Annotated in this window: 12 protein-coding genes; 8 read left to right on the top strand and 4 right to left on the bottom strand. The window is 68.0% G+C overall.

Features of this window, described 5'->3' with window-relative positions:
• Window positions 1-15 precede the first annotated feature (15 nt).
• The 8 genes from yicI (at window position 16) to ACYVK7_RS01845 (ending at window position 11125) form a co-directional block, all read left to right on the top strand.
• Window positions 16-2283, top strand: coding sequence for an alpha-xylosidase (gene yicI, locus ACYVK7_RS01880; RefSeq protein ID WP_460885982.1), 2268 nt, complete (start codon window positions 16-18; stop codon window positions 2281-2283).
• A complete protein-coding gene (locus tag ACYVK7_RS01875) occupies window positions 2280-3710 on the top strand; it encodes a GH1 family beta-glucosidase (protein WP_460885981.1) in 1431 nt (476 codons plus the stop codon). Before yicI ends, ACYVK7_RS01875 begins: the two co-directional genes overlap by 4 nt.
• Window positions 3711-3825: 115 nt before the next feature.
• Window positions 3826-5241 carry a serine hydrolase domain-containing protein gene (locus ACYVK7_RS01870; protein WP_460885980.1) on the top strand — a complete coding sequence of 472 codons (1416 nt, stop codon included), beginning with the start codon at window positions 3826-3828 and terminating at the stop codon, window positions 5239-5241.
• Between the two features lie 343 nt (window positions 5242-5584).
• On the top strand, window positions 5585-5827 hold the full coding sequence (gene nrdH / locus ACYVK7_RS01865) for a glutaredoxin-like protein NrdH (RefSeq protein ID WP_020017613.1): 243 nt from the start codon (window positions 5585-5587) through the stop codon (window positions 5825-5827).
• A gap of 35 nt (window positions 5828-5862) precedes the next feature.
• A complete protein-coding gene (gene nrdI, locus ACYVK7_RS01860; RefSeq protein ID WP_357466945.1) occupies window positions 5863-6297 on the top strand; it encodes a class Ib ribonucleoside-diphosphate reductase assembly flavoprotein NrdI in 435 nt (144 codons plus the stop codon).
• 41 nt (window positions 6298-6338) lie between these two features.
• On the top strand, window positions 6339-8444 hold the full coding sequence (gene nrdE / locus ACYVK7_RS01855; protein ID WP_460886302.1) for a class 1b ribonucleoside-diphosphate reductase subunit alpha: 2106 nt from the start codon (window positions 6339-6341) through the stop codon (window positions 8442-8444).
• Window positions 8445-8495: 51 nt separating this feature from the next.
• Window positions 8496-9476 carry a class 1b ribonucleoside-diphosphate reductase subunit beta gene (gene nrdF / locus ACYVK7_RS01850; protein WP_460885979.1) on the top strand — a complete coding sequence of 327 codons (981 nt, stop codon included), beginning with the start codon at window positions 8496-8498 and terminating at the stop codon, window positions 9474-9476.
• 365 nt (window positions 9477-9841) lie between these two features.
• Window positions 9842-11125, top strand: coding sequence for a tyrosine-type recombinase/integrase (locus tag ACYVK7_RS01845; RefSeq protein ID WP_460885978.1), 1284 nt, complete (start codon window positions 9842-9844; stop codon window positions 11123-11125).
• 80 nt (window positions 11126-11205) lie between these two features.
• Here the strand turns inward: ACYVK7_RS01845 and ACYVK7_RS01840 are convergent, their stop codons facing one another.
• From ACYVK7_RS01840 to ACYVK7_RS01825, 4 genes are all read right to left on the bottom strand, one after another.
• Window positions 11206-11412, bottom strand: coding sequence for a helix-turn-helix domain-containing protein (locus ACYVK7_RS01840; protein ID WP_460885977.1), 207 nt, complete (start codon window positions 11410-11412; stop codon window positions 11206-11208).
• Between the two features lie 249 nt (window positions 11413-11661).
• On the bottom strand, window positions 11662-12183 hold the full coding sequence (locus ACYVK7_RS01835) for a hypothetical protein (protein ID WP_460885976.1): 522 nt from the start codon (window positions 12181-12183) through the stop codon (window positions 11662-11664).
• A 42-nt stretch (window positions 12184-12225) separates the two neighbouring features.
• Entirely contained in the window at window positions 12226-13236 is a 1011-nt protein-coding gene (locus ACYVK7_RS01830; protein ID WP_460885975.1) for a hypothetical protein, read from the bottom strand.
• 54 nt (window positions 13237-13290) lie between these two features.
• Window positions 13291-13719: a hypothetical protein gene (locus ACYVK7_RS01825; protein ID WP_460885974.1), complete on the bottom strand. Its 429-nt coding sequence runs from the start codon at window positions 13717-13719 to the stop codon at window positions 13291-13293.
• Between the last annotated feature and the right edge of the window lie 115 nt (window positions 13720-13834).

Genomic DNA, 13834 nt, shown 5'->3' with positions numbered 1-13834 from the left:
AGTGAGGCCCCAGTCATGAGATTCACCGACGGCTACTGGCAGCTGCGCCCCGGCGTCGAGATGCTTCGCCCGCGCGACATCGACACCGTCGAGGCCGGCGACGACACCCTGACCGTGTACGCGCCCACCGCGCCGATCACCAAGCGCGGCGACACCCTGAACCGCCCGCTCGTGACCGTGACGTTCGACGCTCCGGCGGACGACGTCATCGGGGTGCGCATCGAGCACCACCAGGGCCGCCGCGACCCCGGCCCGCACTTCGCCGTCAACCGCGAGCCGGGGGCGGTCAAGGTGGTGGTGCCCGAGTCCGGCCCCGCCGAGCTCACCTCCGGCGGCCTGACCGCCCGCGTCTCCACCGACGGCCCGTGGCACGTCGACTTCGTGGCCGACGGAGAGGTGCTCACCTCGTCGTTCGACCGGAGTGTCGGCATCGCGAGCACGCCCGACGGCGACTTCGTGCACGAGCAGCTCGGGCTCGGCGTCGGCGAGCACGTCTACGGACTGGGCGAGCGGTTCGGCGCGTTCGTGAAGAACGGCCAGAGCGTCGACGTCTGGAACGAGGACGGCGGCACCGCGAGCGAGCAGGCGTACAAGAACGTGCCGTTCTACCTGACCGACCGCGGCTACGGCGTGTTCGTCGCCCACCCGGAGCGGGTCTCGTTCGAGGTGGGTTCCGAGGTCGTCAGCCGCGCCCAGTTCTCGGTCCCGGGGCAGTCGCTCCAGTACTACGTGATCCACGGGCCCACGCCCGCCGAGATCCTGCGCCGGTACACGGCCCTGACGGGGCGGCCCGCCGTCGTCCCCGCCTGGTCGTACGGGCTGTGGCTCTCGACGTCGTTCACGACGAACTACGACGAGGAGACCGTCAACAGCTTCATCGACGGCATGGCCGAACGCGACATCCCGCTGTCGGTGTTCCACTTCGACTGCTTCTGGATGCGGCAGTTCCACTGGTGCGACTTCGTGTGGGACCCGGCCACGTTCCCCGACCCCGAGGGCATGCTGGCCCGGCTGCACGACCGCGGCCTGAAGGTCTGCGTCTGGATCAACCCCTACATCGCCCAGCGTTCGCACCTGTTCCGCGAGGGCCGGGAGAAGGGCTACCTGGTCATGACGCCCGAGGGCGACGTCTGGCAGTGGGACAAGTGGCAGGCCGGCATGGGTCTGGTCGACTTCACCAACCCCGAGGCCGCCGCGTGGTACCAGGACAAGCTGCGCGTGCTGCTCGGCCAGGGCGTCGACGCCTTCAAGACGGACTTCGGCGAGCGCATCCCCACCGACGTCGTCTGGCACGACGGGTCCGACCCGCAGCGCATGCACAACTACTACACCTCCTTGTTCAACAGGACGGTCTTCGAGCTGCTCGAGGAGGAGCGCGGGCGCGGCGAGGCAGTGCTGTTCGCGCGGTCCGCGACAGCGGGCACGCAGGCCTACCCCGTGCACTGGGGCGGCGACTGCGAGTCCACCTTCGTCTCCATGGCGGAGTCCCTCCGGGGCGGTCTCTCGCTGTCGCTGTCCGGGTTCGGCTACTGGAGCCACGACATCGGCGGGTTCGAGGGCACACCTGACCCCGCGGTGTTCAAGCGGTGGGCCGCGTTCGGCCTGATGTCGTCGCACTCCCGGCTGCACGGGTCCAGCTCGTACCGGGTGCCGTGGGCGTTCGACGACGAGGCGGTCGACGTCACGAGGAAGTTCACCAGGCTGAAGCTGCGGCTGATGCCGTACCTCGGCGGGCTCGGCGACGTCGCGGCCACCGAGGGACTGCCCGTCATGCGGCCCATGGTGCTCCAGTTCCCCGACGACCGGACCGCCGCGTCCGTGGACACCCAGTACATGCTGGGGCCGTCGCTGCTGGTGGCGCCGGTCTTCCACGAGTCCCGCGCGGAGTACTACGTGCCGGAGGGCGAGTGGACCCGCCTGCCGGACGTCGCGGCCGACGGACTGGCGGCGACCGTGACGGGGCCGCGATGGGTCACCGAGGAGCACGGCTTCGACAGCCTGCCGCTGTTCGTCCGGCCCGGCACGGTGGTACCCGTGGGTGCGCGCGACGACCGGCCGGACTACGCGTGGGCCGAGGGCGTGACGTTACGCTGCACCCGTCTGCCCGAGGGGTACGACGAAGAAGTGCTGGTCCCGGGTGGCACGGGCGCACCCGCGACGTTCCGCGTGCGGTGCGACTCCGGCGTCGTGCGAGTGACCAGTGGCGACGCTCCTGGTGAGTGGAGCGTCGAGAACGAAGGACGGACCGTTCGGGCCACGGGCCCAGGAGAGGTGACACTGTGAGTGCACGGAGTTTCCCCAGCGATTTCCTCTGGGGCTCGGCGACCGCGTCGTACCAGATCGAGGGTGGTGCGACCGAGGGCGGGCGCGGGCCGTCCATCTGGGACACGTTCTCCCACACCCCCGGCAAGACGCTGAACGGGGACACGGGCGACGTCGCGGACGACCACTTCCACCGGTGGCAGGAAGACGTCGAGCACATCAAGAACCTGGGCCTCGGCGCGTACCGGTTCTCCATCTCGTGGTCGCGCGTGCAGCCGGGCGGGTCGGGTGAGTTCAACCCCGAGGGCATCAGGTTCTACTCGGACCTCGTCGACGGGCTGCTCGCCGCGGGCGTGAAGCCCGTGGTCACGCTCTACCACTGGGACCTCCCGCAGGAGCTCGAGGACGCCGGCGGCTGGACCAACCGCGACACGGCCTACGCCTTCGCCCGGTACGCCCGGAAGATGGCCGAGGAGCTGGGCAGCCGCATCGACGTCTGGACCACGCTCAACGAGCCGTGGTGCACGGCGTACCTCGGCTACGGCTCGGGCGTCCACGCGCCGGGCCGGACCGAGCCGCTGGCGGCGCTGCAGGCGGTGCACCACCTGAACCTGGCGCACGGCCTCGCGGTCCAGCAGATCCGTGAGGTGCTGGGCGACTCCGCGAAGGCGTCGATCACGCTGAACCTGCACGTCTTCCGGCCGGACGACCCGTCGTCCTCGGCCGACCAGGGCGCCGTCCGCACGGTCGACGCGCTGGCCAACCGGGCGTTCCTCGGCCCGGTGCTCGAGGGTGCGTACCCCGCGGACCTGCTCGAGAACACCGCGTCGGTCACCGACTGGTCGTTCGTGCAGGACGGCGACCTGGAGATCGCGCGCCAGCCGCTCGACGTGCTGGGCGTGAACTACTACTCCACGGCACGGGTACGGCACTTCTCCGGGGAGGGCGAGCGGCAGCAGGCCGACGGGCACAAGGACTCAGCGGGCACGCCGTGGATCGCGGCGGACGACGTCGAGTTCCTGCCGCAGCCCGGCCCGTACACCGCCATGGGCTGGAACATCGAGCCGGCCGGCCTCACGGACCTGCTGGTCTCGCTGCGCGACGCCTACCCGGACCAGCCGCTCATGGTCACGGAGAACGGTGCCGCGTTCGAGGACACCGTGGTGACGGAGGACGGCGTCGCCCGCGTGCACGACGTCGAGCGGGTCGCGTACCTGCACGACCACGTCGAGGCCCTGGGACTCGCCCGGGACCAGGGCGTGGACGTGCGCGGCTACTTCGCGTGGTCGCTGCTCGACAACTTCGAGTGGGCCTACGGCTACGACCGCCGGTTCGGCATCATCCGGGTCGACTACGAGACCCTGGAGCGCACCTGGAAGGACTCGGCGCACTGGTACCGCCGCCTGGCGACGACCAACACCCTGCCACCGGTGGACCAGGAGGCGTAGCCCGGAGCCTCCTGGTAGGTGGTCGGTAGTACGTCAGAAGGTCGGCAGCCCGGGTTGCCGACCTTCTGACGTACTACCGACCACCCACGCTGCGCCTCCTGGGTACCTTGTGGGGGTGAGCGGATCAGGTGGGGTGGGGGCGGAGCAGCTGCGCGGCGTGCTGAGAGGGCTGCGGGACGACGCGCGGGTTCCCGCGCTCTCGGCAGCCACAGGGCGTGCGGGAGAAGTCGTCTGGGCGGAGGTCGCCGCCGCTCCCTGGGCGGGCAGCCCGACGCCGGAGCACGCCTTCCGCATCGGGTCCATCACCAAGCCCATGGTCGCCGTGGCGGTGCTCCGGCTCGTCGACGAAGGCCTCGTGGCGCTCGCGGACCCGGTCGGGGAGCACCTGCCGGACGCACCGGGGCCCGACGCCACGATCCGCCACCTGCTCACGCACACGAGCGGCCTCCAGGCGGAGTTCCCGGGGCCCTGGTGGGAGCGCCACGGCGGACCCACGTGGGACGAGCTGGCCGCCTCCGGCGTGGAGCAGCTCTGGGACCCGGGCGAGAGGTACCACTACAGCAACCCGGGCTTCGCCGTGCTGGGCCGCCTGGTCGAGGTGGTCCGCGGCCGGGCCTGGGACAAGGTGCTCCGGGACGAGCTGTGGGACCCGCTGGGCATGACCGCGACCGGCCGCGTGCCCACGGGCCCGCACGTCACGGGGTACGCCGTGCACCCGCACGCCGATCTGGTGCACCACGAGCCCGTGGCCGAGTACCGCGCGGCGGGGCCAGCGGGGGAGGTGTGGTCCACCCCGGCGGACCTGGTGCGGTTCGGCCTGTGGCTCGTGGGCGGCGAGGCCGACCGCGCGGCGGGCGAGGCGGTGCTCCCGCTCGCGCTGCGCCGCCACATGGCCGTCCCGCGCGTGGTGGTCGACGACGCGGGACCCGTGGACGGCCCATGGCCCACGGCTCACGGGCTCGGGGTGCGCGTGCGGCAGGACGGCGCCTTGCGCACCGTCGGGCACGGCGGGTCGGTGCCCGGCTTCACGGCGGACCTGCGCGCGGACGCGGTCACCGGCGACGTCGTGGCGGTGTGCGGCTCGTCGACGCTCGGCTTCGGCGGCGGCGCCGCCCTGCTCTCGGCGCTCCAGGGGTCGGCCGCGCGTGGGCCGCTGGCACCGGAGGACTCGCACGGCACGGTCGAGCGGGCGGTCGGGCGCGGTGCCACCGGGCCGGGCGAGATCACCGGCACCTGGTACTGGGGGCCGTCCCCGCACACGGTACGGATCGGCCCGGGAGGCCGCGTCGAGCTGCGCTCCCAGGACGGCGGCGGCCGGGGCACCGTGTTCGACGCCGTGGACGGCGAGCTGCGGGGCGTCGAGGGCGGCTACTGGCTGGGGGAGCGGCTGCGGGTGTGCGAGGCCGGTGGTGAGCCTGTGGCGCTGGACGTCGGCACGTTCCACTTCACCCGGGCTCCCTACGACCCGGCGACGGCCGTACCGGGTGGTGTGGACCGTGCCGGATGGCATCGTCCGGACCCCGCGGCATGACACGCCCAAGCGTCGCGACACGCCGCTGACTCAGATCACTTTTCGGGCCTCCCGGGAGCCGGGAGGTGCCCTTTCTCGCGGCTCCGAGGACCCCGCCCGGGGGTGGCGCGGGAAGCGCTCCACGCCGCCTACCAGGCGGTGTCAGAGGCTCGTGGCAGCATGGTCCATGAGCGTCGGGAACGTCTCGGTCGTAGTGAGCCGTCCCCCTCCAACCACAACATGTCGTAAGCGAGCGAGTGTCAGACACTAGGTGTAGTGTTTGGTTCAGCGGGAGACGCAGACCCGCAAACAAAGCACACCAACGTAACTTCACGGGTGTCCTTCGAGGTCAGAGGAGGCGGACATGAGCGTCACGGTCTACAGCAAGCCGGCGTGCGTCCAGTGCGACGCGACGTACCGGGCACTGGATCGCAAGGGCGTCGAGTACACGGTCGTCGACATCACGCAGGACGCCGAGGCGCTCGAGATGGTTCGCGGTCTCGGGTACCTCCAGGCGCCGGTCGTCGTGGCCGGTGACACTCACTGGTCGGGCTTTCGTCCCGACCAGATCAGCGCGGTCGCCGCGCTTCAGGCCGCCTCGGCCTGACCAGAAGTACCGCAACGTCGGCAAGGAGACGTGACGTGGGTTCTCTCGTCTACTTCTCCAGCGTGTCGGAGTACACGCACCGGTTCGTCGAGAAGCTCGCTCTCGACGAGCTGGGCATGTCGGTGCACCGGATCCCGCTGCGCCCGGCCGACGGTTTTCTGCGCGTGGACGAGCCCTACGTCCTCATGGCCCCCACGTACGGTGGCGGCAACGAGGGCGGGGCGGTCCCACGGCAGGTGAGGAAGTTCCTCAACGACGAACACAACCGGTCGCTCATTCGCGGCGTCATCGCTGCGGGGAACACCAACTTCGGGGCTGCGTACTGCATCACCGGGGACATCATCGCTGCGAAGTGCCATGTCCCGTACCTGTACGCCTTCGAACTCTTGGGTACTGCGCAGGACGTCACGCGCGTCCGCAACGGATTGGGACGATTTTGGCAGCAACAACCACAGAGCCTCTCCGCCTGAACTGCGAGGGCGTGAGCGAGATCCCCCTGGAGTCCCTCCAGATGGACTACCACTCGCTCAACGCCATGCTGAACCTGTACGGGCCGGACGGGAAGATCCAGTTCGAGAAGGACCGCGAGGCGGCTCGCCAGTACTTCCTGCAGCACGTCAACCCGAACACCGTCGAGTTCGAGTCGCTCGAGGCGAAGCTCGAGCACCTCGTCGAGGCCAAGTACTACGACCCGGCCGTGCTCGCGAAGTACTCCGGGGAGTTCGTCAAGGAGCTGTTCCAGCTCGCGTACTCGAAGGAGTTCCGCTTCGAGACGTTCCTCGGCGCCTTCAAGTACTACACCTCGTACACGCTCAAGACGTTCGACGGCAAGAAGTACCTGGAGCACTTCGAGGACCGCGTCGCCATGGTGGCGCTCGGCCTGGCCGACGGCGACGAGCAGACGGCGCGCGACATCGTCGAGGAGGTCATCTCCGGGCGGTTCCAGCCGGCGACCCCGACCTTCCTCAACGTCGGCAAGGCGCAGCGCGGCGAGCCCGTGTCCTGCTTCCTGCTGCGCATCGAGGACAACATGGAGTCGATCGCGCGCAGCATCAACTCCGCGCTGCAGCTCTCCAAGCGGGGCGGCGGCGTCGCCCTGCTCCTGAGCAACATCCGTGAGCACGGCGCGCCGATCAAGCACATCGAGAACCAGTCCTCCGGCGTCATCCCCGTGATGAAGCTCCTGGAGGACTCCTTCTCCTACGCCAACCAGCTCGGCGCGCGTCAGGGTGCCGGTGCCGTGTACTTGCACGCCCACCACCCCGACATCATGCGGTTCCTCGACACCAAGCGGGAGAACGCGGACGAGAAGATCCGCATCAAGACGCTCTCGCTCGGCGTGGTCATCCCGGACATCACGTTCGAGCTGGCCAAGAAGAACGCGGACATGCACCTGTTCAGCCCGTACGACGTCGAGCGCATCTACGGCGTGCCGTTCGCCGACATCTCCATCTCGGAGAAGTACGACGAGCTCGTCGCGGACGACCGGATCCGCAAGACCACGATCAAGGCACGCGACTTCTTCCAGACGGTCGCCGAGCTGCAGTTCGAGTCCGGTTACCCGTACATCATGTTCGAGGACACGGTGAACGCGGCGAACCCGATCAAGGGCCGCATCACGCACTCGAACCTGTGCTCCGAGATCCTGCAGGTCTCCACCCCGTCGACGTTCAACGAGGACCTCTCGTACAGCGAGGTCGGGCGGGACATCTCCTGCAACCTGGGTTCGCTGAACATCGCCAAGGCGATGGACTCGCCGGACTTCGGCCGCACCATCGACACCGCGATCCGCGCCCTGACCGCCGTGAGCGACCAGACGGCCATCGAGTCGGTCCCGTCGATCAAGCGGGCCAACGAGATGGGTCACGCCATCGGCCTCGGCCAGATGAACCTGCACGGCTACCTCGCCCGTGAGCGCATCTACTACGGCTCGGACGAGGGCATCGACTTCACGAACATCTACTTCTACACCGTGGCCTACCACGCGATCGCGGCGTCCAACCGCCTGTCGATCGCGCGCAAGCAGAAGTTCGGTGGGTTCGAGGACTCGAAGTACGCGACGGGCGAGTACTTCGACAAGTACGTCGAGCAGGAGTGGAAGCCGGCCACGGAGCGCGTCGCACGCCTCTTCGCCGACGCCGGGGTGTCCATCCCGACGCAGGACGACTGGCGCGAGCTGCGGGCCTCGGTCATGGAGCACGGCATCTACAACCAGAACCTCCAGGCGGTGCCGCCCACGGGTTCGATCAGCTACATCAACAACTCGACGTCGTCGATCCACCCGGTCCCGGCCAAGATCGAGATCCGCAAGGAAGGCAAGCTCGGCCGCGTCTACTACCCGGCGCCGTACATGACGAACGACAACCTGGACTACTACCAGGACGCGTACGAGATCGGCTACGAGAAGATCATCGACACGTACGCGGCGGCGACGCAGCACGTGGACCAGGGGCTGAGCCTCACGCTGTTCTTCAAGGACACCGTCACGACGCGCGACGTGAACAAGGCGCAGATCTACGCGTGGCGCAAGGGCATCAAGACCCTCTACTACATCCGCCTGCGTCAGCTTGCTCTTGAGGGTACGTCCGTGGAGGACTGCGTCAGCTGCATGCTGTGACGCGTCCGCACAGTCAGATCCCTCCGACCGCAGCCCTCTAAAGGAACTTCCATGTCGCCCACCGGAAAGCTCAAGCTCATCGATCGCGTGACCGCGATCAACTGGAACCGCCTCGAGGACGAGAAGGACCTCGAGGTCTGGGACCGTCTCGTCGGCAACTTCTGGCTGCCCGAGAAGGTCCCGGTCTCCAACGACATCCAGTCGTGGAACACCCTCTCGGAGCACGAGAAGACCATGACCTCGCGGGTGTTCACCGGGCTGACCCTCCTGGACACCATCCAGGGCACGGTCGGTGCGGTGTCGCTGATCCCGGACGCGCTCACCCCGCACGAGGAGGCGGTGTACACCAACATCGCCTTCATGGAGAGCGTGCACGCGAAGAGCTACTCGTCGATCTTCTCCACGCTGCTGTCGACGCCCGAGATCGACGACGCGTTCGAGTGGTCGGAGAACAACGAGAACCTGCAGAAGAAGGCAGAGATCGTTCTCAACTACTACCGCGGCGACGACCCGCTCAAGCGCAAGGTCGCCTCGACGATGCTCGAGTCGTTCCTGTTCTACTCCGGCTTCTACGCGCCGATGTACTGGTCCTCGCGGGCCAAGCTCACGAACACGGCCGACCTGATCCGCCTCATCATCCGTGACGAGGCGGTGCACGGGTACTACATCGGCTACAAGTACCAGAAGGGCCTCGCGCAGCTGACGCAGCCCGAGCAGGACGAGCTCAAGGCGTACACGTTCGACCTGCTCTTCGAGCTGTACGAGAACGAGGTGGAGTACACCGACTCGCTCTACGGCGAGCTGGGGCTGACCGAGGACGTCAAGAAGTTCCTGCGGTACAACGGCAACAAGGCCCTGATGAACCTGGGTTACGAGGCGCTGTTCCCCAAGGAGGACACGGACGTCAACCCGGCCATCCTCGCGGCGCTGTCGCCGAACGCCGACGAGAACCACGACTTCTTCTCGGGGTCGGGCTCGTCGTACGTGATCGGCAAGGCCGTGGAGACCGAGGACGACGACTGGGACTTCTGACCTCGTGTCGGAAGCTCGTCGCTCATAGCGGCTGATCAGAGGCCCGGAACCGCAGATTCCTGCGGTTCCGGGCCTCTTTGCGTGCCGACTCTCCATGGACACAGGAGGTCGGAGATGGACGGAAGCACCCATTCAGTGCGGCACGGGGGTGGCACGCGCACACCTGTCATGTGCCGATCAGAGGTGCCAGCACGCGGAATCTGTGGGTGGCATGCCTGGTCGGTCGTGCCAGAGCGTGCCACGAACGTGCCGATGAGAGTGCTGAGAACGCTGGAATCTAGCGGATCTGGGCGCTTTCGGCGGGCGAGTGGCACGAGATGGCACGGCAGTCCACCAGCGTCCATCCGAGAGCAGGTGAGGGCACGATGAGCACGACGAGACGAGAGGGATGGGGGAGTCTGCGCAAGCTCCCTTCCGGCCGATGGCAGGCGCGTTACCCAGCGCCGGGCGGAAAGACCTACACCGCCAGGACTGAGGATGACAAGCCGCTCACCTTCGCGACGAAGACGGACGCCCGCGAGTGGCTGTCCGAGATGCACACCACGATTGCGCGTGGTCAGTGGGAGCCACCTGCAGCGATAGCCAAGCGTCGGCGGGCAGAGGCTGCGGCGGCACAGGCGAAGTCCCTTGAGTTCAGTGCATACGCAGCGCACTGGCTCGAGAAGATCAGAACGGAGCCCACTCGGAGCGGTCGGAAGCGGGCGGCGTCGACAATCCGTTCCTACAAGGGAAAGGTCGACGGCTACCTCGTACCCGAGTTCGGAGACCAGCTGGTTCGTGCGATCGACGAGGAGGCTGTCCGCAGGTTGACCGTCAGGCTGGACTCCATCCCATCGGTTTTGAATACGAAGGCGGAGTACAACGGTGTGACGCGGCCAGTGCTCGTCGTGCTCATGATGATCCTGCGGCAGGCCGTGCGGGATGGCGTGATCACGGAGATGCCAGACATCAAGATCCCGGGGCAGAAGCCGGTGCGGCACGACGCTGACCACGACCCGGGTGATGACGTCGCTGAGCCCGAGCAGGTCGAGGCGCTCTACGAAGCGACCCCGGACCTCTGGCGGATCATGGTGCTGCTCGCTGCCTGGTGCCAACTGCGCCGTGGGGAGGCGCTGGGATTGCAGCGCCGTGACATCGAGTGGCACGACGACGGAACCGCGACCCTGCACGTCCGCCGGCAGATGAATGCCAACACTGGCGACTACTCCGACCCCAAGAGCGATGCCGGAAAACGGTCGATGAGCGTCCCGAAGATCATGCGTGCGCGCCTGAAAGAGCATCTCCGTAACCACGTCGATGAGGCTCGTAAGGCGCCGGTGGTTCCTGCGATCGCAAAGGGAAACGCGCCGCTGTCGAGCACGAGCTGGTACGGCGCCTGGGCGGAGGCACGAGACGCGGTGTTCGATCTCCCGCATCGATTCAGGTTCCACGATCTTCGGCACACCGGCCTGACGATCTTCGCTCAGGAAGGCGCGACTCTTGCCGAACTGATGCGCCGTGGCGGCCACGCTGACATCAAGGTCGTGCTCCGGTACCAGCACGCAACGATGGCTCGTGATCGTGAACTCGCCGAGAAGATGAGCGACAAGGCTATGGCGCGAATCCGGGCCTCGGAGAAGGCAAAGCGAGAAAAGTCCGACGCGGCATAAGGAGAGCAGCGGGCCCAGGAACCGTAGGGTTCCTGGGCCCACCGCTCTACGACGGCTATAGGGGTAGTCCTGGTGCGATCTCATTCATCACCATTGACGGTGGGTATCGTTGAGATAAGCGAGGAAGCCAGTTCTTCGGGGTCGACGCGCACGAGCCGCCCGACTTTATAGCCCGTGATCGTGCCGTCCGAGATCCGTCGTCGGAGAGTCTTCACTGAGATCTGAAAGGCGCGTGCGCCTTCGCGCAGCGATATAAGTCGAGTGGGCCTCTCATCGCGGTCGGACATGGAACCTCCTGGTCTATCCACGGTCGCTGTCATTTCGAGGGCCGGAACGCCTTGCGGTGTGCTTGTAGCAGTCCCAAGCGCACGGACGGCATTGCCGGTTGCTGCTGGTATCTAGGTGGGTTGCCTGCACCGCCGACCGTCTCTGGCATCGTGAGAGCTCGCGGGGCACGCGTACCCCCCGTCAGCGCGTGTCCAAGTGCTCTTCCCGGGTCCAGGTCGTGATCCAGGAAGCGGGGCTGGGGGAGCTGGTCAAAACGGGGGCTCGACACCCGGGTCGGTGGGAGGGTCGTAGCGCGCTGGCAGGAAGCCAAAGGTCACCGCCTGCCCGCGCGGGCGCGGCGGGATGAGGCCGCGTAATTGCAGCTGCGCGCGGATGTGCGCCGTCTCTCGGGCCGCAGCGCGGTAGCCGTCGATCGTTGGGCCGAAGCGTTCCCAGCGAGTTCCGTCCTCGTCGGACACGATCTCTTCTCGGTACCCGCGGCCTATGTCTCGCAGGACTTCACCGGCGAAGTCGGCTGCGTCCACGACGCGTTGGACGTTGCCACCTGCCTCGATCAGCCGGTACAGGCAGAACGAGGGCTGCGGGTCCGGGTCGTAGGTCCAGATCTGCGAGTCGTAGACCCGCTGGCTGTAGGCCACGTATTCCTGCCAGACACGTCGCGCGGTACGCAGCCGGGATGCGTCCGCTCCGGGACCCATGCCTGGGATACCGAGGGTGAGCGCCTGCCAGCGCTCGGCGTGCAGGGCTTGGTCGAAGTTCATCGCGGGCATGACGGCTCTCTCTTCGGTGCCAGTCGGCGAGCAGGCGGCGCGCTACAGCGCAGGCCCGTCGGTGTCGGGCGCCGACCGGCGTGGCTCAGTCGTCGGCGGCGCGGGGCGCGGTTCTGGCGGGGGTGTGGGACGTGGCCCAGCGTGGAGCTTGAAGTCGATCGCGATGGTCGTCTGGTCGTGGAGCACGTCGCCCAGATCGACGCCGAAGGCACCGCCGAACGGTGCCGCCGTGGTCATGCCGGGCTGGACGGGGTCCGGGACGATGTCGCCCAGCACTGCCCAGGGCGCGACGGCGTAGCACTCGTTGATCAGCATGTCCGGGTGCTCATGAACGTGAACCGGGGTGCGGCGGATGAATGGCAGGCCCATGGGCGGGTGGCCGGGTTCGCGGCGGCGCAGCATGAGCAGGTCGACCGGGCTGTCCAGCAGGGGCGCGTGGCGTAGCGCGGATGCGGGCAGTCGGGAGGCTGCGATCAGGTCGGCGTGCTTGGCGATCGAGCGCCGCGGCTGGGCGTCGGCGCCTTCTAGGAGTTGGCGGTGGGCCAGGGCGACCAAGAGTCCGCCGGGTCGTAGCCAGGTCAGGGCCTGGCGTATCAGGCTGTGGTGGTTCATCGCGATGTCGACCTGCCCGCTGCGGGTCAGGATCCGGGTGTCGGCCCAGGGCAGGTTCGCGATCACGACATCTGCCGTGTCGCCCTCGAAGGCGTCGGCCGTGTGGACGTCGATCGGGTCGAAGTTGAGGTCACGGTGGGGCCACTGCGTCGCTGGGGGAAGCTCGCCGGCCAGCAGGACTCGGTCCGCGACGTCCTTGCTGAGGACCTGGCCGTCGATCGTCAAGCCGTCCAGAGTGCGAGGTGCGTCCGGCGGTGCGCCGGCGAGGATCTCGGCGTCCCGCCCGAAGGCGAGGAGACGCCCGGTGTACTCCAGGGCCTTGATGTGACCCCACATCTGGGTCGCGATCGTGTGGTGGGCGTCCGTGGCCGAGGTGTGATGGTGCAGGTCGATGGCGATGTCCTCGAGCGCCGCGTCCAGTACTTCCTTGCTGTGCTCCATGCCGTTCTCTCCTTGGTGTGGTCGGGGACCCGGTGGTGCGTGGGCTTCGCGGGGTTACAGGTGCAGGCCAGGAGGTTCCTGGCCTGGGTGGGTGGCGCCGTGCCGGGGTACCGGGCCCCCGCGCTGCCTCATCTGGGCCGGCGGTGTGGCGCCGGGACCGTGCTGGCGGGCGATCTGGCCGAACACGGTGTTGAGGCGATCTGGCCAGGTGTGGTCGGGGTCATGGACAGCGAGCTGTTGCATGCCCCAGCGGTCGGTGCCCACCTCCCGGGTGCCCAACATCCGGTCAGGGCGGATGGCGAAGTACGTGCTCTCGTGCAGCCCGTCCTTCGGCGACCAGTGGACGCGGGGGAACCGCAGGGCCGCGTCCGGATACCCGCCGTCGCGGCGCCGCAGAACCAGGACATCGACCGGCGCGTCGCAAGCGGGTGCGGCACGCAGCGCGTGGGAGGGCAGCCGTGCCGCGCCGAGGAAGTCGGCCATCAGGGCCAGGCGTGCCCAGCGCGATGGGTCGGGGGGGGCTTCACCCCGTTTGGTGGACACGCTGATACTGGATCGTGGATCCAGAGGAAGCGAGTTTGATCCGCATGGCTATGAA

The organism is Promicromonospora xylanilytica (genome assembly GCF_054782895.1).
This window is presented reverse-complemented; position numbering and strand designations above follow the sequence as displayed.

Coding starts and splice junctions, on each gene's coding strand:
- nrdH (WP_020017613.1), top strand. CDS start 5,585: ATGAGCGTCACGGTCTACAGCAAGCCGGCGTGCGTCCAGTGCGACGCG.
- nrdE (WP_460886302.1), top strand. CDS start 6,339: ATGGACTACCACTCGCTCAACGCCATGCTGAACCTGTACGGGCCGGAC.
- ACYVK7_RS01830 (WP_460885975.1), bottom strand. CDS start 13,236: ATGGAGCACAGCAAGGAAGTACTGGACGCGGCGCTCGAGGACATCGCC.
- ACYVK7_RS01840 (WP_460885977.1), bottom strand. CDS start 11,412: ATGTCCGACCGCGATGAGAGGCCCACTCGACTTATATCGCTGCGCGAA.
- ACYVK7_RS01825 (WP_460885974.1), bottom strand. CDS start 13,719: ATGGCCGACTTCCTCGGCGCGGCACGGCTGCCCTCCCACGCGCTGCGT.
- yicI (WP_460885982.1), top strand. CDS start 16: ATGAGATTCACCGACGGCTACTGGCAGCTGCGCCCCGGCGTCGAGATG.
- ACYVK7_RS01845 (WP_460885978.1), top strand. CDS start 9,842: ATGAGCACGACGAGACGAGAGGGATGGGGGAGTCTGCGCAAGCTCCCT.
- nrdF (WP_460885979.1), top strand. CDS start 8,496: ATGTCGCCCACCGGAAAGCTCAAGCTCATCGATCGCGTGACCGCGATC.
- ACYVK7_RS01835 (WP_460885976.1), bottom strand. CDS start 12,183: ATGCCCGCGATGAACTTCGACCAAGCCCTGCACGCCGAGCGCTGGCAG.